This is a genomic window from Luteimonas sp. 3794 (genome assembly GCF_031456825.1).
GTDB lineage: Bacteria > Pseudomonadota > Gammaproteobacteria > Xanthomonadales > Xanthomonadaceae > Luteimonas.
Genome location: NZ_JAVDVJ010000017.1, coordinates 1 through 16030, shown reverse-complemented (window position 1 = coordinate 16030; position 16030 = coordinate 1). Strand labels below are relative to the sequence as shown.

Sequence of the window (16030 nt, the reverse complement as noted above, 5' to 3'; positions counted from 1 at the left end):
GGCTGAACGCCGCGCCGAAAGGCCTCAGCCGGTCCAGTCCGGCAGGCACCTGGGCACGGCAGGCGCATCCACCGTCACGTACTTCGGCAGCCCGTCGCGACCATACGGCGGCGGCGCCTCGCCGCGGATCAGCGGCTCGAGATAACGCCGCGCCGCCGCGGTGATGCCGAAGCCGTCGCGGCGGATGAAGCCGGCCGGCATGATCTTCTCGTGGTTGGCCACCTTCTCCAGCGGCGCGGCCTCGATGGTCCAGCGATAAGGCGCATCCGACGTGCGCTTGATCGACGGCATCGTCGCGTTGCGGCCGGCGAGGGCGAACTGCACCGCGGCGCGACCGACCGCCATCGCCTGGTCGACATCGGTCTTCGACGCGACGTGCCGTGCCGAGCGCTGCAGGTAGTCGGGCAGCGTCCAGTGCACCTTGTAGCCCAGCGTGTCCTTGACCCGGCCGGCCAGATGCGAGGCCACGCCACCGAGCTGGGTATGGCCGAACGCGTCCTGCCCGCCGCCGGCATCGGCGACGAAGCGTCCGTCCTTGTCGCGGATGCCTTCGCTGGCGACGACCACGCACCAGCCCACGCGCTCGACGACGCGTTGCACCTGGGCGAGGAACGCGGCCTCGTCGTAATCGCGTTCGGGGAACAGGATGATCTGCGGCGCGTCATCGGGACCCTGCCCGGCCAGGCCTGCCGCCGCGGCCAGCCAGCCGGCATGCCGGCCCATGGCCTCGTAGACGAACACCTTGGTCGAGGTATCGGCCATCGCGGCGACGTCGAGCGCGGCTTCGCGCACCGAGACCGCGGTGTATTTCGCCGCCGAACCGAAACCCGGGCAGCAGTCGGTGACCGCGAGATCGTTGTCGATCGTCTTCGGTACGCCGATGCAGGTCAGCGGATAGTCGAACTGCGCGGCGAGCTGCGAAACCTTGAGCGCGGTGTCGGCCGAATCATTGCCGCCGTTGTAGAGGAACCAACGCACGTCGTGCGCGCGCAGCACCTCGATCAGGCGTTCGTACTTGGCGCGGTCGGCCTCGATCGACTTGAGCTTGTAACGGCACGAGCCGAACGCGCCGCCCGGCGTATGCGCGAGCGCGCGCACCGTGGCCAGCGGAATCTTCGAGGCATCGACCAGATCCTCGCGCAGCGCGCCGAGAATGCCGTTGCGTGCCGCGAGCACTTTGACGCGCCGGCTGCGCGCCTCCTGCAGCACCGCGGACGCGGTGGCGTTGATGACGGCGGTGACACCGCCGGACTGGGCGTAGAGCAGGGTTCCGGACGTCATTGTGCGTGTCCTTTCAATGGGTCGTGGCGGGATACGGTAAGCTGGCGCGGCCGTCTGCCGCCGTGTCATCCGAGTGTACGTCGGGGCGGTGGCGCGATTCCCCACAGTTGCAGGAGCGTTCGATGCGTTTGGTTCTTCTCGGTGCGCCCGGTTCGGGCAAGGGCACGCAGGCGGCGCGGTTGAAGGACCATCTGCGGGTGCCGCACATCTCCACCGGTGATCTGCTGCGCGCCGAAGTGGCGGCCGGCACGCCGCTCGGCCTTGAAGCCAAGGCGATCATGGCGCGCGGCGATCTGGTGTCCGACGAGATCCTGCTCGGCATGCTGGAAGACCGGTTCTCGCGCGACGACACGGCCTCGGGTTTCATCCTCGACGGCTATCCGCGCAATCTCGCCCAGGCGGCCGCGCTCGACGCGCTGCTGGTCAAGCTGGGCACGCCGTTCGACGCCGCCGTGCAGCTGGAAGTGGACAACGAGCAGATCATCGCCCGCCTCGCCGGCCGCGCCCAGGCCGAGGGCCGCGCCGACGACAGCCCCGAATCCGTGCGTCACCGTCTCAACGTCTACGACCAGCAGACCGCGCCGGTGATCGCGTTCTATCGCGATCATGACCAGCTGACCGTCGTCGACGGCGTCGGCTCGCTCGACGACGTGTTCGACCGCATCGTCAAGGCGATCGGTCGGGAGCAGGCGGCGGCCTGAGCGTCGCGCAGCGGCGGCATGGTCCGGGCGGGCCCTGCGAGCATGCCGACCGCGTCCCTCACCCCATCCCTCTTCCAGAGGGGGAGACGGCGCCGGGCATGCATGACTTCGCCGCTTGTCTTCTGATCGTCCAGGAATCGGCTTCGTGAAACTTCATATCTTGGGTATCGCCGGCACCTTCATGGGCGGCGTCGCCGCGCTCGCGCGCGAACTCGGCCACGCGATCGAAGGTAGCGACCAGGCCGTGTATCCGCCGATGTCGACCCAGCTCGAAACGCTGGGCATCACCCTGCACCAGGGCTACGACCCGGCGCACATCGGCGACGACGTCGACCAGGTCGTCGTCGGCAACGCGCTCTCGCGCGGCAATCCCGCGGTGGAAGCGGTGCTTGATGCCGGGCGGGCCTATACGTCCGGCGCGGAGTGGCTGCGCGACAACGTGCTGCCCGGGCGAGAAGTGCTGGCGGTGGCCGGCACCCATGGCAAGACCACGACCACGACCATCCTGTCCTATCTGCTCGAAGCCGCCGGCCGCGCGCCGGGCTTCCTGATCGGGGGCGTCGCCGAGGATTTCGGCGTGTCGGCGAGATTGGGCGGATCCTCGGCGTCGCCCTCATCCGGCGCTTCGCGCCAACTCGCGTCGCGCCCCGGCCCGGCGCAGCACGCCGGGCGTTCGGCCGTGAGCGAACCGGTGGTTCGCGAGCACCACGTCCTCACCCCAAAGGGAGAAGAATCGAACGCGCCAGTCCTTGCGGACCGGCCATTGTTTGTAGTGGAAGCGGACGAATACGACACCGCCTTCTTCGACAAGCGCAGCAAGTTCGTCCACTACCGCCCGACGGTCGCGATCCTCAACAACCTCGAGTTCGACCACGCGGATATCTTCCCGGACGTCGCCGCGATCCAGCGCCAGTTCCACCATCTGGTGCGCACGGTGCCGGCGCGCGGACGGTTGATCGTCAACGGTCACGACGCGCGTCTTGACGAAGTGCTGGCGATGGGCTGCTGGACGCCGGTCGAACGGTTCGGTTTCGACCCGGCGTTCGACTGGTGCGCGGTCAAGCGCAGCGACGACGGCAGCGTGTTCGAAGTCCTGCGTGATGGCGCGTCGATCGGCACGGTCGAATGGCCCCTGCTCGGCGACCACAACGTGCTCAACGCACTTGCCGCGCTCGCCGCCTGCGCGGCGGTGGGCGTCGACATCACGTCGCTGCTGCCTGCACTCGCGGCGTTCCGTAGCGTCAAACGGCGGATGGAAGTGCTGGGCTCCGCGCGCGACATCACCGTCTACGACGACTTCGCCCATCACCCGACCGCAATCGCGACCACGCTCGCCGGGCTGCGAGCGAAAGTCGGCGATGCGCGCATCGTCGTGGCGATGGAGCCGCGCAGCAATTCGATGCGCCTGGGCGCCCACGCGGATGCGCTGGCGCCGTCGCTCGATCTGGCCGATGCGGTGGTGTTCCTGCATCGCCCGGAACTGGCCTGGGATGCCGGCGCGGTCGTGGCCGCCGTGCGCGGCGAAGCGCATGCGGTCGCCGATGTCGACGCGCTGCTGGCCGAGCTCGCCGCGCGCGTGCAGTCCGGCGACCATGTGGTCTTCATGTCCAACGGCGGCTTCGACGGCGCCCCGCGTCGCTTCGCGCAACACCTGCGCGACTGAGCTTTCGCAGCGCCCTGCGTACACTGGGCGCATGCCAGACGACACCTCATTGCCGCTGTTTCCGTTGCGCACCGTGCTGGTCCCCGGGGCCGCGCTGGGCCTGCGCGTGTTCGAGCCGCGCTATCTCGATCTCGTCCGCGAATGCGGACGACGCGGCAGCGGGTTCGGCATCTGCCTGATCCTCGACGGTGACCAAGCCGGCGCGCCGGCGACCCCGGCCGGCATCGGCACCGAGGCCCGGATCGAGGATTTCGACACCGGCGCCGATGGCATCCTGACGTTGCGCGTGCGCGGCGCGCGGCGGTTCCACGTGCGCCGCACACGGGTGCGCGACAGTGGCCTGATCATCGCCGATGTCGACTGGTGCGCCGCCGACCCCGGGATCGACCTGCAGCCCGAGCACGCGCTGCTCGGCGTGGTGCTACGCAAGATCCTTGAGCACATCGACGGCGCCGACCAGGCGTTTCCCGAGCCGCACTTCGACGATGCGGCCTGGGTGGGCTGGCGGCTTGCCGAGCTGCTGCCGCTCGAGCAGTCGCACCGCCAGCAGCTACTGCAGCTCGACGACCCCGATGAGCGTCTGGACACCCTGTTACGGCTGGTCGACGTCGTCGACGACGAGTGAGCCCGCGCCTGTGCGCACCCGCAGCGTCGGTACGCCGGACTGCGGATGCACGTCTTCGCGAGACGGGAATGTGTCGAGCACATCGCGCAGACCGCGGTGCACGCCGTGCGCGTCGGCCTGCGGCTGCCAGAGGCCGAACGCACTGAAGGGACGGGTGTAGAGCATCGACTGGCTGGTGCCGACCCACAGCTCGGTGCCGTCATCGAGAACTGCCGGCGCACGCCACAGGCGCAACACCTCGACCCGGTCCGCGTCGCTGTCGCGGCGCATCAGCAGCGTTTCCGCCAGCGTGTCCAGCGTCGCCGGCAGCACCGGCTGCTCGGTCTGCGGCACGCTGTCGTCGAGCAGATTGATCACGCGCATCCAGCCGGCCTGTGGCTGGACGCGCCAGCCCCGCGCTTCGAGCTCGGCCTGCAGGGGCGCCAGTGGACCGGCGATCTGCAGGTCCAGCGGCCAACGATGGGCGGGATCGCGCTCGCGCAACTGACCCGGCAGCTGCGTCCACTCCGTGGCCCACCAGGCCTGCGCCGGCAGGGTGACGGCCGAGGGCTTCGGGGTGAACTTCGCGAGCAGCGGATCCACCGCGCGTGGCGCGTGCCACAACGCGGCGGCGGCGAAGGTGAGGTAGAAGATCGCCGCGACCGGCCGCATCCAGAACGAACGCTCGACGTGGCGCCGGTAGGCGATGCCCAGTACCAGCAGCCAGACCACCCCGAGCAGCATCCCGCCGACGATGTCGCTGAGCCAGTGCGCGCCGAGATACAGCCGCGCGAAACCGAGCACCGCCACGACCACGCCCGAGACCAGATACGGCCACACACGGGTGCGACCGGGCAGTTCGCGTGCGATCAGCACCGCGAAGAAGCCGAACACGATCGTGCACATCGTGATCTCGACGGCAGGAAAGCCGAAGCCGCCGTGCACGGTGGGGGGCTTGGGCATGTCGATCACCGCGCCCAGCAGCGCGGTCAGCGCCATGCCGAACGCCAGCGCGGCCAGCCAGTGCGCGGCGCCCAGCCAGCGGCGGCGCCAGATCAGCCACGCGAGCGTCAGCGCGACCGCGGGGCCGAGCACGTGCACATCGCCGATCGAGGCCAGCCCGGCCATCAGGCGGTCGGCCAGCGGGTTGCGCAGTTCGTACATGAACTGGAACACGGTCTGGTCGATCAGCAGCGGCTCCCCGCGCATGATCACCGTCGCCAGCAGGGCGAAGCAGGCCCAGCCGATCGCCAGCAGGCACACGGCGAGGATCGCCAGCGACGCCGATTCCGGGCGCTTGGGATCCACCAGCGCGATCGCGTAGCGACCAAGCGTCGGATGTGCCCGCGACCACGCCAGCAGCCGCGCCAGCAGCGAATTGGCATGCGCGTCGAACCAGCGATAGGTGTAGATGATGATCGCCCAGGCCAGCGCCAGCACCGCGAGCAATGCGCCCAGCACCAGCGCCAGCCGGTCGGCCACGGCGGCCACCGCGTCATACGACGCGCCGAACAGCCAGCCCGGCGCCAGGAACAGCGCGGCCCAGGACACGCAGGCGGCGATGCTGACCGGCAGATAGCGCCGCAACGGCATCTGCGCCATGCCGGCGATCGCCGGCACGAAGGGGCGGATCGCGCCGACGTAGCGGGCGACCACGATGCTCTTGACCGCATTGCGCCGAAACAGCGTCTCGCCGCGGTCGAGCAGTTGCGGATACTTGTGGAACGGCCACACCGCACGCACGCCATGGCCCCAGCGGCGACCCACCCAGTAGCTGACCCCGTCGCCGGCCAGTGCACCGAGCGCGGCGCAGGCGACCGCGTAGGGTCCGGAGATCTCGCCCAGCCCGATCAGCACGCCGATCGGGAACAGCAGCGGCAGCGCCGGCACGATCACGCCGAGCACGATGACCGAGTCGCAGAACGCGATCAGGAAGATCACCAGGCCGGCGGCGAGCGGGTGGTTGCCGACCCAGGTGACGAGACTGTTGAAGAAGTCCGTGAGCATCGCCGAAGTATGACAGCGGGCGATGACCGGTCCCGGTCCGGCGGATGACCCGCGCTCGTACAATGCGCCGATGCCGACCGCTCCCGATCCCGCCGCGCCCACCGAAGCGCAGGCGCTCAAATCCGACAGCTTCGGCCGCATCTCGCTGATGCGCGGGGCCGATGGCGGCCTGTTCGTGCGGCGCGACCTGCGCCATGTGCCGCTGTGGCTGCGGTTGCCGGCGTGGTGGCTGGCCAGGCGCGAGGCCCGTGGCCTGGCGGCAGTGGCCGGCATGCAGGACGTGCCGCAGCTGCTGGGCTGGAACGGCCGCCAACTCGACCGCAGCTTCATGCCCGGCGACGCGATGTACCAGCGTCCGCCGCACGGCGATCTCATCTATTTCCGCCGCGCGCGCCGGCTGCTGCAGGGCCTGCATCGCCGCGGCCTGGCCCACAACGATCTCGCCAAGGAAGCCAACTGGCTGGTGCTTGAGGACGGTCGCCCGGCGATCATCGATTTCCAGCTCGCGGTGCGCGGGCATCCACGCTCGCGCTGGATGCGGCTGCTGGCGCGCGAGGACCTGCGCCACCTGCTCAAGCACAAGCGCATGTACTGCCGCGCGTCGCTCACCCCGGTCGAGAGGCGCGTGCTCAAACGCACCTCATGGCTGCGCGATGTCTGGTTCCGCACCGGCAAGCCGGTCTATCGCGTGGTGACGCGGAAGATCCTCAAGTGGGAAGACAACGAGGGGCAGGGGCCGAAGCCCTGAGCGCGGGTCGACGTTCGGCAGTGCCTGTCTGCTGAACGCATGACGGTTCCCTGACAGGCACCCCTGCGCCGTGCTGTGCGCCGCCACGCATGCGTGGGCGGCCCGTCACCCCGCCCCGACCCGCGCCGCGGGCTCAGCCGGGCGCACGCAGCGCAATGACGCTGCGGCCCTCGTAGCGACGGTCGGCGTCGAAGTCGTAGCCCAGTTCGAGCTTGCCGACATCCGGGCAGGCATGGCAGGTGCGCATCGGCACGTCGAAGCGCAGGCGCACGCCGCCGCCGGGCAGCGGTTCGCTACCGACCGCCTGCGCCGGCGCGAAGGGCATTGCGTCGGGATGCGCATCCAGAAACGGCTTGAGTTCGCCGCGCAGCCGCACCGCGCCGGCGGGCAGTACGTTGTGGTCGACATCCACCGCGCGACCGTCGGCGTCGACCAGCCACAGTCCCTGGTTGGTATTGGCGCGGAAGGGATAGGTGATCTCGGCGACACCGACGCCCTCGAGCTCGCGCCAGTCACTGACATAGCCGGGATTGCCGAGCGCGACCAGCCGCGTGCTGGCCGCGAGCGCCTCGGGCGAAGCGTCGCTGGCGCGCATCGTCGACAGCAGACAGGCATCCACGGCGCCTGCGCCCGTGCGGCACGCCGCCAGATCGCCCTGCCAGATCGATTGCGCGCTGAGTACCACGTCACCCTCGGCCGCCGCCGCAAGGTCGTTAGCCGTATCGGCCTGCGACGGCGTCGGTGGTGGCGTGGCCGCCTGATCATCGGCGGCCGATGCCGATGCCGATGTCGATGCCGGTGGCGCGGCAAGCGGCGGGGCATCGCACGCGGCCAGAGTCAGGGCGAACAGCGCAAGGGCAGCAACATGGCGCATCGGCGGATCCTGCGGCGGGAAGGCCGCCAGTATCGCGCCGCTCGCTGAACAGTTTGGCGACCGTGCGCATAATGGCGACGACTCCGTTGCAGTACAGGACCGCCGCATGTCGACCCTCGCCGGCAAGACCCTCTTCATCACCGGCGCCTCGCGCGGCATCGGGCTGGCGATCGCCGAACGTGCCGCGCGCGATGGCGCGAACGTTGCGATCGCCGCCAAGTCCGAGGTCGCCAATCCCAAGCTGCCCGGCACGATCCATAGCGCCGCGCGTAGCGTCGAGGCGGCCGGCGGTCGGGCGCTGGCACTCAGGTGCGACATCCGCGAGGAAGACCAGGTGCGCGCCGCGGTGGCGGCGACGGTCGACGCCTTCGGCGGCATCGACATCCTCGTCAACAACGCCAGCGCGATCTGGTTGCGCGGCACGCTCGACACGCCGATGAAGCGCTTCGACCTGATGCAGCAGGTCAACGCACGCGGCAGCTTCCTGTGCGCGCAGGCCTGCCTGCCGCATCTGTTGCAGGCGTCAAACCCGCACATCCTCACCCTGTGTCCGCCGCCGTCGCTCGACCCCAAGTGGTGGGCGCCGCATACCGGCTACACGCTGGCGAAGATGGGCATGAGTTTCGTCACGCTGGGCCTCGCGGCCGAGTTCGGGCCACAGGGCGTCGCGGTCAATGCGCTGTGGCCGCGCACGCTGATCGGCACCGACGCGCTGAACATGATTCCCGGTGTCGAGCGCGGCAACGGCCGCAGCCCGACGATCATGGCCGACGCCGCGCACGCGGTGCTGGTCCGTGAGGCGACCGGATTCCATGGCCGCTTCCTGATCGACGACGAGGTCCTCGCCGAAGCCGGCGTCACCGATCTGGACATCTACGCAATCGATCCCGCGCAGCCGTTGCTGCCGGATCTGTTTCTCGACTGAGCGCGGATCTGCTGTTTCACTCTGCTTCCGCGCAGCCGATTCGCTCGAAGTCTCTTCAGAGACGCGACGCAGCGCCTCTCCCTCCGGGAGAGGTCGACGTGCGAAGCGCATCGGGTGAGGGCTGGGAATCCACCGCGGAGCGCCCGCAAACAGCCATCTGTATCCGCCAGGCATCTTCTGCCGCCCCCTTCGGGATGTTCTGCGTCGTGTGCTTGCCACCCCCGTACAATCGGCGCCCCACGCCTTTCGAAGCTGCCGTCCATGTCCTCCGCCGCCGATCTCATCGCCCTCGCCGGGCGCCACGTGCTGCCCGTCTACCGGCCACGCGAACTCGTGCTCGAGCGCGGTGATGGTGCGCGCGTCTGGGACAGCGAAGGCCGCGAGTATGTCGACCTGTCGGCCGGGATCGCCGTCTGCGGCCTGGGCCACAACGATCCTGACCTCGTCGCGGCGCTGGTCGAGCAGGCCGGCAAGCTGTGGCACACCAGCAATGTGTTCTTCAGCGAACCGCCGCTGCGGCTGGCCGCGGAGCTTGTGGAGGCCAGCGGCTTCGCCACGCGCACCTTCCTGTGCAATTCCGGCACCGAGGCCAACGAGGCCGCGATCAAGCTCGTGCGCAAGTGGGCCACCGCGCAGGGCCGCAGTCCCGATCGCCGCGTCATCGTCACCGCGCGCGGCAGCTTCCACGGCCGCACGCTGGCCGCGGTCACCGCGACCGCGCAGCCGAAGTACCAGGCCGGCTACGAGCCGCTGCCCGGCGGTTTCCGCTACGTCGATTTCAACGACATCGCCCAGCTGGAAACCGCGATGGCCAATGGCGATGTTGCCGCCGTCATGCTCGAACCCGTGCAGGGCGAGGGCGGGGTGATGCCGGCTGCCGATGGGTATCTTGCCGCGGTGCGCGCGCTGTGCGACCGGCACGAGGCACTGCTGGTGCTCGACGAGATCCAGTGCGGCATGGGCCGCACCGGCACCCTGTTCGCGCATGTCCAGGACGGCGTCGTGCCCGACATCGTCACCTTGGCCAAGGCACTCGGCGGCGGCTTTCCGATCGGCGCCCTGTTGGCCGGCCCGAAGGTGGCCGAGGCCATGCAGTTCGGCGATCACGGCACCACCTTCGGCGGCAATCCGCTGGCGGCCGCTGTCGCGCGCGTCGCCCTGCGCAAGCTGGCGTCGCTGGAAATCGCCGCGAACGTCGAGCGTCAATCGCGCGCGCTGCGCGATGGCCTCGCCGCGCTCGATGCCGAGTTCGGTCTGTTCTCGGAAGTCCGTGGCCGCGGCCTGATGCTCGGCGCCGTGCTGCGCCCCAAACACGCCGGCAAGGCCGCATCGATCCTCGACCACGCCGCGCGCCACGGCCTGCTGATGCTGCAGGCCGGCCCCGACGTGTTGCGGTTCGTGCCGGCGCTGAACATCACCGATGCCGACATCGCCGACGGCCTGGCGCGGCTGCGCGCGGCGATTGCCGATGTCGTCGCCACCGGCTGAGTCCAGCGCCGACGGCTGCGCCATCCTGTCGGGCGCGCTGCCCGCGAGCCTCGCCCACGAAGACGATCAGGTGATCGCCTTCATGGACCTGCGCCAGGCGGTGCCCGGGCACGTACTCGTGGTGCCGCGCCAGCGCGTCGACACGTTGTTGGACCTGGACGAAGACACCGCCGTGCAGCTGATGCGCGTCGCGGTCCGCATCGCACGCGCGACCGAGTACGCTTTCGCGCCGGACGGCCTCAACCTGTGGCAGTCCAACCGCGAGGCCGGCGGACAGGAAGTCCCGCATGTGCATCTGCACGTGCAGCCGCGACGCATCGGCGATGGTCTGCTGCGGATCTATCCGGCCGCGCCGCCGGTACCGGCACCTCGCGACGCACTCGATGCGCTCGCCACCGCGCTGCGCGCCGCGCTCGCCAAGAGTCAGGCCAAGCCGTAGCGCCGCAGCACTTTCCGCATGGATCGCGCGTCGATCACCGTCTCGGCATGCAGTCCCGCGGCGCGCGCGCCCTGCACGTTCGCGAACACGTCGTCGACGAGCAGCGTCCCGGCCGGCCTCGCGTCGAGCCGCGCCAGTGTCCTGGCGAACGCGGCGGCATCCGGCTTGCGCACACCGAGCGCGCCGCTGCACAGCACACGGCCCTCGAGCGCCGGAAACAGCGGCGCGACGATGCGGGGCATCGCATCGGCCATCAGCGCGCCGTTGTTGGTCAGCACGCCGATCGGCACGCGCGCAGCGACGGCCGCCGCGAGTGCCAGCGCGGCCGGGTCCGCATGGCTGCCGGCGACACGCGCGTCGATCCATGTGCCCGCGTCGACGGCATGTCCAAGCCCAGCGCCGAGCTGCTGCAGATACGCCTTGGTAGTGAGCAGGCCGCTGTCGTACGCGCGCTCCAGGCCGCTGTCGTAGAGGGCCGAGGCGGCCCGCGCCGGCGTGCAGCCGGCATGTTGCGCGAGCACCGCGATGCGCGCGGCGCGATCGAAGCGGGCCAGCACACCGTCGAAATCGAACAGCACCAGCCGCACCGGCGGCGGGGTTCTCACGGCGTCGGTTCTTCCGGCGGCAAGCTGGTCCCGCACCGGCGGCAATGCCAGGCTTCCTGCTCGTGGTCCTGCAGTCCACATTCGCGGCAGCGGACGTGGCGCCGCTTCGGGCGCAACGTGCTGGCGAGTTCCGCGGTGTAAATGCCGGTCGGCACCGCGATGATGCTGTAGCCAATCAGGATCAGGATCGAGGTCACGAAGCGCCCGAACGGCGTGCCCGGCGAGATGTCGCCGAAGCCGACGGTGCCCATCGTCACCACCGCCCAGTACATGCCGGTCGGGATGCTGGTGAAGCCGTGCTCGGGGCCTTCGACCACGTACATCAGTGCGCCGAAGATCACCACGATGGTGATCAGCGCGCACACGAACACCGAGATCTTGCGTCGGCTGCGGGCCATCGCGGTGATCAGCACGCTGGCCTCGCTGGAGTACTGCACCAGCTTGAGCACGCGAAACACGCGCAACAGCCGCAACACGCGGATCACCAGCAGGTACTGGCTGCCGGCGAACAGCAGCGACAGATAGCTGGGCAGGATCGCCAGCAGGTCGATGACCCCGAAGAAGCTCGTCGCATAGCGCAGCGGTCGCCGCACCGCCCACAGGCGCAGGCCGTATTCGATGGTGAACACGATGGTGAACGCCCACTCCGCGGCGAGCAGCACGGAATGCCAGCGGTCCTTCACCGCCGGCTCGCTGTCGAGCAGCACCACGATCACGCTGACCAGAATGGTGACGATCAGCGCGATGTCGAAATTGCGCTCGGCCGGCGTCTCGTGGTGGAACAGCAACCGGTATATCCGGTTGCGCAGTCCATCGGGGCTTGCAGGCAGCAGGTCGCGCTCGAACGGATTGGCGCGTTCGTCGCGTTCCGTCTCGGGCGCGGGCGCGCTCATGCGGCTGCCAGTTCGGCGAACGCGCCGCGCGCGGCCGCGAGCGTCGCATCGATCACGGCGGCGTCGTGGGCCGACGACATGAAGCCGGCCTCGAATGCCGACGGTGCGAGATACACGCCGCGCTCGAGCATCGCGTGGAAGAACCGGTTGAACGCGGCGGTATCGCAGGCGACAGCCTGTGCGTACGTGTCCACATACGCCTGGTCGGTGAAGAACAGGCCGAACATGCCGCCGACGCGCGTCGTGGTGAACGGCACGCCGGCCTCGCGCGCGGCGGCTTCCAGACCGTCGCACAACGCGTTGGAGCTTGCTTCGAGCGCGTCGTGGAAACCGGGCGCGGACACCAGCTCCAGCATCGCCAGGCCCGCCGCCATCGCGACCGGATTGCCGCTCAGCGTGCCGGCCTGGTAGATCGGCCCGGCCGGCGCGATCTGTTCCATCAGGTCGCGACGTCCTCCATAGGCACCGACCGGCATGCCGCCGCCGATGATCTTGCCGAACGTGCTCAGATCCGGCGTCACGCCGTAGCGCGCCTGCGCGCCGCCCAGTGCGACCCGGAAGCCGGTCATCACCTCGTCGAAGATCAGCAGCGCGCCGTGCTGCGTGCACAGATCGCGCAGGTGCTGCAGATAGCCTTCGCGTGGCGGCAGGCAGTTGGCGTTGCCGACGACGGGTTCGATGATCAGGCCGGCGATGTCGGCGCCCACCTCGTCGAAAAGCGCGGTGGCCGCATCGAAATCGTTGTAGGGCAGGGTCAGGGTCAGATCGGCCAGCGCTTTCGGCACACCCGGCGAGGTGGGCACGCCCAGGGTGAGTGCGCCACTGCCGGCCTTGACCAGAAAAGAGTCGCCGTGACCGTGGTAGCAGCCCTCGAACTTGACGATGCTGGTGCGCCCCGTCGCACCGCGCGCCAGTCGGATCGCCGACAGTGTGGCCTCGGTGCCGGAGTTCACCATGCGGACCATCTCCATCGGCGGCACCAGCGCGGTCAGGCGCTCGGCCATCGTGATCTCCGCTTCGGTCGGGGCGCCGAAGGACAGGCCGTCACCGATCGCGCGCTTGACCGCCTGGCGCACGGCCGCGTGGTTGTGGCCGACGATCATCGGCCCCCAGGACCCCACGTAATCGATGTAGCGGTTGCCGTCGACGTCGAAGAGGTAGGGGCCGTCCGCGCGCTGCACGAAGAAGGGTTCGCCGCCGACCGACTTGAACGCGCGTACCGGCGAATTGACGCCGCCGGGCAGCAAGCTGCGGGCGCGTTCAAACAGGGCATGCGAGCGGGACGTATCCATGGAGACTCCAGAAGGAAGAAGATTCAAAGGTCGAACGCGGCGCGATAGGCGTGCGCGGCGGACGCCGGATGGCGCGCGGCGAAGACGCCGCTGATGACGGCGACCAGATCGGCGCCGGCGGCTGCGAGCTGCCGGGCATTCTCCGGCGTGATGCCACCGATCGCCACCCGCGGCACGCCGAGCGTCTGCGCATCGCGCAGCAACGATTTGCGCGCGACGCGGGCGTCGGGCTTGGTCGATGAGGGGAAGAACGCGCCGAACGCGACATAGCTCGCGCCGGCCTCGACCGCGCGCTGGCCAAGCGTAAGGTCGTCGTAGCAGGAGGCGCCGAGGATCGCGTCGGCGCCCAGTGCCGCGCGCGCGTCGATGAGCGCACCGTCGTCCTCGCCCAGATGCGCGCCATCCGCACCGAGATCTGCCGCAAGCCGCCAGTCGTCGTTGACGATCAACGGTACGCCGGTCGCGCGGCACAGCGGCAGCAGGGCCTGCACCTGTGCCCGGCGCAGCGCGGCATCGGCCCGTTTGTTGCGGTACTGCAGCCACGTCGCATGCGGCAGGACGGCTGCGACCTGGGCCAGCAGCTGTGCGGTGTCGGGCTCGTCGGGCGTAAGCAGGTAGAGGCCGCGCGGGACGGGCGGGGAAGCGTTCATCGACGTGAGTTCCGGTGGGGCGAGCGCGATGGGACAATGCGGCCCCGTTTCCAATGCCGCATGTGGCCATTATCCGATGAACGATCAAACGACGCAGGGCGCCTACCAGACATGGATGTGCGTGGTCTGCGGTTTCATCTACGACGAGGCCGTCGGCATTCCGGATGAAGGGATCGCGCCCGGCACGCGGTGGGACGATGTGCCCGAGACGTGGACCTGTCCCGACTGCGGCGTCACCAAGGACGACTTCGAAATGATGGCGCTCTGAACTCGACCACTGAGCGCGTCGTCGATCCCGGCGCTTGCCGCGCTGGGGCCCGCTGATACGACATCTAATGCGCGCGGTCGCGCGCGCGTCCGATCTGGATCAGTTGCTCGCGCACCGTATCCACATCGGCCGCATCCGGATACCGCATCACGTAGTGCCGCAGATCCTCGCGCGCGCCGCTCACGTGCCCCAGCGCCAGATACCCCAGTCCTCGGTCGCGCAGTGCCTCTGGCGCATCCGGAGATAGTGACAGCAGCCGGTCGGCGCAACGCACGGCGCGCGCCCAGTCTTCCGCTTCGGCGTAGGTACCGTGCAGATTGCGCAGCATGCGCATCAGCATCATCCGCGGCGTCGCCGGGCGCAACAGCCCGGCCAGCGTGTCGTCGTCCGGCGGCCCACCGTCGACGTGCGGCGAGGCGCGGGACCGCAGTTCCTCGATACCCAGCGGACGACCGCCGTTGAACGGGTCCATCACCAGCATGCCGTCGCCAACCGGCAGGCTGACCAGAAAGTGGCCCGGGAAGGAAATGCCTTCCATGGCTACGCCGAGCCGGCGCGCGACGTCCATCTGCACCACCGCGAGCGTGATCGGATTGCCGAGCCGGCGCTCGATCACCTCGTTGAGATAACTGTTGCGCGGATCGTAGTAGGCGTCGTGGTTGCCTGCATAGCCCGCCTCCTCGAACAGATGCCGGTTGATCGCCTGCATCTTCAGCGGCGTCGGCCCGATAGCATCGACTTCGATCTGCAGGTGGCGCGCATGCGCCCGCAGGACCGCGTCGCACCGGGCGACACTGAGCCCTGGGTATTCGTCGCGCGCAATCAGCAAGGCACAGGCGAACAGCGGCATCGCCGTGTCAGGGGTGCCCGATAACGACGCCCACTCGGGCAGCTGCAATTCCGCACTCATGATGTCGACGTCCGCGTGGCGATCCAGTCGCTCGAAACGCGTGGATCAGGGCACCGGGATCGACGGCGACAGCGTGAGTGTCTCGCCGTCCTTCAAGCCGATCCGTTGCGCTTCCCCTGCATTGAGCTCGAGGACATAGCGCGCAGGGCCTTCGCTCGGATACGAGGGGCAACGATTGCCGCCGGAGCACGGTGGGACATCGCGCTGCTGCGACACCAGCCTGCGGGCATCGTCGAAATAGAGGATGTCGAGCGCGATGCGCGTGTTCTTCATCCAGTAGGCCTGCGGCGCCTCGCTGTCATGGATGAAGAGCATGCCGTGCCCGTCCTTGAGCACGTCGCGGAACATCAACCCACGTGCGCGCGCCTCGTCGGTCGCGGCGATTTCGACGGTGTAGCGATTGCCCGCAAGTTCGACCCAGTCCCCGCCGCTGGCACACGCGGGCAGCAGGAAGGACGCAAGCACAGAGAGCAGAAGAAGACGAAGAGCGCGCATGGCAGCACCAACAGGAGGGACGGCTCCCACCTTCGGCAAGCGCTCTGCGAGCGTCAAGAAAAAAATCTTGCGCGAAGGGTTCCAAAATTCAATTCATCTATGCATAATTCGCCCCCCGCTTGACGGGCTGCACTTCGGGGCAGCGGTTGAATCGGGGCGAGAACGACAACAGCCTTCACGCGGTGTT

General features: G+C 69.2%; 17 protein-coding genes. 8 read left to right on the top strand and 9 right to left on the bottom strand.

Annotated elements, in window-relative coordinates:
• Positions 1-24: 24 nt before the first annotated feature.
• A complete protein-coding gene (locus tag J2X52_RS16215; RefSeq protein ID WP_310155766.1) occupies positions 25-1281 on the bottom strand; it encodes a 6-phosphofructokinase in 1257 nt (418 codons plus the stop codon).
• A 122-nt stretch (positions 1282-1403) separates the two neighbouring features.
• Here J2X52_RS16215 and J2X52_RS16210 point away from each other — a divergent pair, with 122 nt between their 5' ends.
• From J2X52_RS16210 to J2X52_RS16200, 3 genes are all read left to right on the top strand, one after another.
• Complete coding sequence (locus tag J2X52_RS16210; protein ID WP_310155763.1) at positions 1404-1982, top strand: adenylate kinase; 579 nt, start codon at positions 1404-1406, stop codon at positions 1980-1982.
• Positions 1983-2127: 145 nt separating this feature from the next.
• On the top strand, positions 2128-3645 hold the full coding sequence (gene mpl / locus J2X52_RS16205; protein ID WP_310155760.1) for a UDP-N-acetylmuramate:L-alanyl-gamma-D-glutamyl-meso-diaminopimelate ligase: 1518 nt from the start codon (positions 2128-2130) through the stop codon (positions 3643-3645).
• A 31-nt stretch (positions 3646-3676) separates the two neighbouring features.
• On the top strand, positions 3677-4270 hold the full coding sequence (locus J2X52_RS16200) for an LON peptidase substrate-binding domain-containing protein (protein WP_310155757.1): 594 nt from the start codon (positions 3677-3679) through the stop codon (positions 4268-4270).
• Here J2X52_RS16200 and J2X52_RS16195 read toward each other — a convergent pair.
• Positions 4238-6256: a bifunctional DedA family/phosphatase PAP2 family protein gene (locus J2X52_RS16195; protein ID WP_310155755.1), complete on the bottom strand. Its 2019-nt coding sequence runs from the start codon at positions 6254-6256 to the stop codon at positions 4238-4240. The two genes, J2X52_RS16200 and J2X52_RS16195, sit on opposite strands and share 33 nt — an antisense overlap.
• A 70-nt stretch (positions 6257-6326) precedes the next feature.
• On the opposite strand from J2X52_RS16195, the gene J2X52_RS16190 reads away from it, so the two are divergent.
• A complete protein-coding gene (locus J2X52_RS16190; protein ID WP_310155754.1) occupies positions 6327-7004 on the top strand; it encodes a serine/threonine protein kinase in 678 nt (225 codons plus the stop codon).
• A 133-nt stretch (positions 7005-7137) separates the two neighbouring features.
• Here the strand turns inward: J2X52_RS16190 and J2X52_RS16185 are convergent, their stop codons facing one another.
• Positions 7138-7878: a hypothetical protein gene (locus J2X52_RS16185; RefSeq protein ID WP_310155752.1), complete on the bottom strand. Its 741-nt coding sequence runs from the start codon at positions 7876-7878 to the stop codon at positions 7138-7140.
• Positions 7879-7984: 106 nt separating this feature from the next.
• Here J2X52_RS16185 and J2X52_RS16180 point away from each other — a divergent pair, with 106 nt between their 5' ends.
• From J2X52_RS16180 to J2X52_RS16170, 3 genes are all read left to right on the top strand, one after another.
• Positions 7985-8803: an NAD(P)-dependent oxidoreductase gene (locus J2X52_RS16180; protein ID WP_310155748.1), complete on the top strand. Its 819-nt coding sequence runs from the start codon at positions 7985-7987 to the stop codon at positions 8801-8803.
• Between the two features lie 261 nt (positions 8804-9064).
• Complete coding sequence (locus tag J2X52_RS16175; protein ID WP_310155746.1) at positions 9065-10291, top strand: acetylornithine transaminase; 1227 nt, start codon at positions 9065-9067, stop codon at positions 10289-10291.
• Complete coding sequence (locus tag J2X52_RS16170) at positions 10272-10730, top strand: HIT domain-containing protein (RefSeq protein WP_310155741.1); 459 nt, start codon at positions 10272-10274, stop codon at positions 10728-10730. The genes J2X52_RS16175 and J2X52_RS16170 overlap by 20 nt, the downstream gene beginning before the upstream one ends.
• Here J2X52_RS16170 and J2X52_RS16165 read toward each other — a convergent pair.
• The 4 genes from J2X52_RS16165 to thiE are packed head-to-tail and all read right to left on the bottom strand — an operon-like array spanning position 10715 to position 14170.
• The gene (locus J2X52_RS16165; protein ID WP_310155738.1) at positions 10715-11335 is read right to left on the bottom strand and encodes an HAD-IA family hydrolase; all 621 of its coding nucleotides are present in this window, start codon (positions 11333-11335) and stop codon (positions 10715-10717) included. The two genes, J2X52_RS16170 and J2X52_RS16165, sit on opposite strands and share 16 nt — an antisense overlap.
• The gene (locus J2X52_RS16160) at positions 11332-12228 is read right to left on the bottom strand and encodes an ion transporter (RefSeq protein ID WP_310155736.1); all 897 of its coding nucleotides are present in this window, start codon (positions 12226-12228) and stop codon (positions 11332-11334) included. Before J2X52_RS16160 ends, J2X52_RS16165 begins: the two co-directional genes overlap by 4 nt.
• Complete coding sequence (hemL, locus tag J2X52_RS16155; RefSeq protein ID WP_310155732.1) at positions 12225-13520, bottom strand: glutamate-1-semialdehyde 2,1-aminomutase; 1296 nt, start codon at positions 13518-13520, stop codon at positions 12225-12227. Before hemL ends, J2X52_RS16160 begins: the two co-directional genes overlap by 4 nt.
• 23 nt (positions 13521-13543) lie before the next feature.
• Positions 13544-14170, bottom strand: a complete 627-nt coding sequence (gene thiE / locus J2X52_RS16150) for a thiamine phosphate synthase (protein WP_310155729.1) — start codon at positions 14168-14170, stop codon at positions 13544-13546.
• 28 nt (positions 14171-14198) lie between these two features.
• Between thiE and J2X52_RS16145 the strand changes: the two genes are divergently transcribed.
• Entirely contained in the window at positions 14199-14438 is a 240-nt protein-coding gene (locus J2X52_RS16145) for a rubredoxin (protein ID WP_310155726.1), read from the top strand.
• 64 nt (positions 14439-14502) lie between these two features.
• Here J2X52_RS16145 and J2X52_RS16140 read toward each other — a convergent pair whose 3' ends face one another.
• Entirely contained in the window at positions 14503-15348 is an 846-nt protein-coding gene (locus tag J2X52_RS16140; RefSeq protein WP_310155723.1) for a tetratricopeptide repeat protein, read from the bottom strand.
• Between the two features lie 45 nt (positions 15349-15393).
• Positions 15394-15843 carry a DUF192 domain-containing protein gene (locus J2X52_RS16135; protein ID WP_310155720.1) on the bottom strand — a complete coding sequence of 150 codons (450 nt, stop codon included), beginning with the start codon at positions 15841-15843 and terminating at the stop codon, positions 15394-15396.
• Positions 15844-16030: the final 187 nt, after the last annotated feature.

Excerpts from the sequence above, each read along its gene's own strand:
- J2X52_RS16215 (WP_310155766.1), bottom strand. The coding sequence starts at position 1,281 with ATGACGTCCGGAACCCTGCTCTACGCCCAGTCCGGCGGTGTCACCGCC.
- J2X52_RS16210 (WP_310155763.1), top strand. The coding sequence starts at position 1,404 with ATGCGTTTGGTTCTTCTCGGTGCGCCCGGTTCGGGCAAGGGCACGCAG.
- J2X52_RS16200 (WP_310155757.1), top strand. The coding sequence starts at position 3,677 with ATGCCAGACGACACCTCATTGCCGCTGTTTCCGTTGCGCACCGTGCTG.
- J2X52_RS16195 (WP_310155755.1), bottom strand. The coding sequence starts at position 6,256 with ATGCTCACGGACTTCTTCAACAGTCTCGTCACCTGGGTCGGCAACCAC.
- J2X52_RS16190 (WP_310155754.1), top strand. The coding sequence starts at position 6,327 with ATGCCGACCGCTCCCGATCCCGCCGCGCCCACCGAAGCGCAGGCGCTC.
- J2X52_RS16185 (WP_310155752.1), bottom strand. The coding sequence starts at position 7,878 with ATGCGCCATGTTGCTGCCCTTGCGCTGTTCGCCCTGACTCTGGCCGCG.
- J2X52_RS16180 (WP_310155748.1), top strand. The coding sequence starts at position 7,985 with ATGTCGACCCTCGCCGGCAAGACCCTCTTCATCACCGGCGCCTCGCGC.
- J2X52_RS16175 (WP_310155746.1), top strand. The coding sequence starts at position 9,065 with ATGTCCTCCGCCGCCGATCTCATCGCCCTCGCCGGGCGCCACGTGCTG.
- J2X52_RS16170 (WP_310155741.1), top strand. The coding sequence starts at position 10,272 with ATGTCGTCGCCACCGGCTGAGTCCAGCGCCGACGGCTGCGCCATCCTG.
- J2X52_RS16160 (WP_310155736.1), bottom strand. The coding sequence starts at position 12,228 with ATGAGCGCGCCCGCGCCCGAGACGGAACGCGACGAACGCGCCAATCCG.
- hemL (WP_310155732.1), bottom strand. The coding sequence starts at position 13,520 with ATGGATACGTCCCGCTCGCATGCCCTGTTTGAACGCGCCCGCAGCTTG.
- thiE (WP_310155729.1), bottom strand. The coding sequence starts at position 14,170 with ATGAACGCTTCCCCGCCCGTCCCGCGCGGCCTCTACCTGCTTACGCCC.
- J2X52_RS16145 (WP_310155726.1), top strand. The coding sequence starts at position 14,199 with ATGGGACAATGCGGCCCCGTTTCCAATGCCGCATGTGGCCATTATCCG.
- J2X52_RS16140 (WP_310155723.1), bottom strand. The coding sequence starts at position 15,348 with ATGAGTGCGGAATTGCAGCTGCCCGAGTGGGCGTCGTTATCGGGCACC.
- J2X52_RS16135 (WP_310155720.1), bottom strand. The coding sequence starts at position 15,843 with ATGCGCGCTCTTCGTCTTCTTCTGCTCTCTGTGCTTGCGTCCTTCCTG.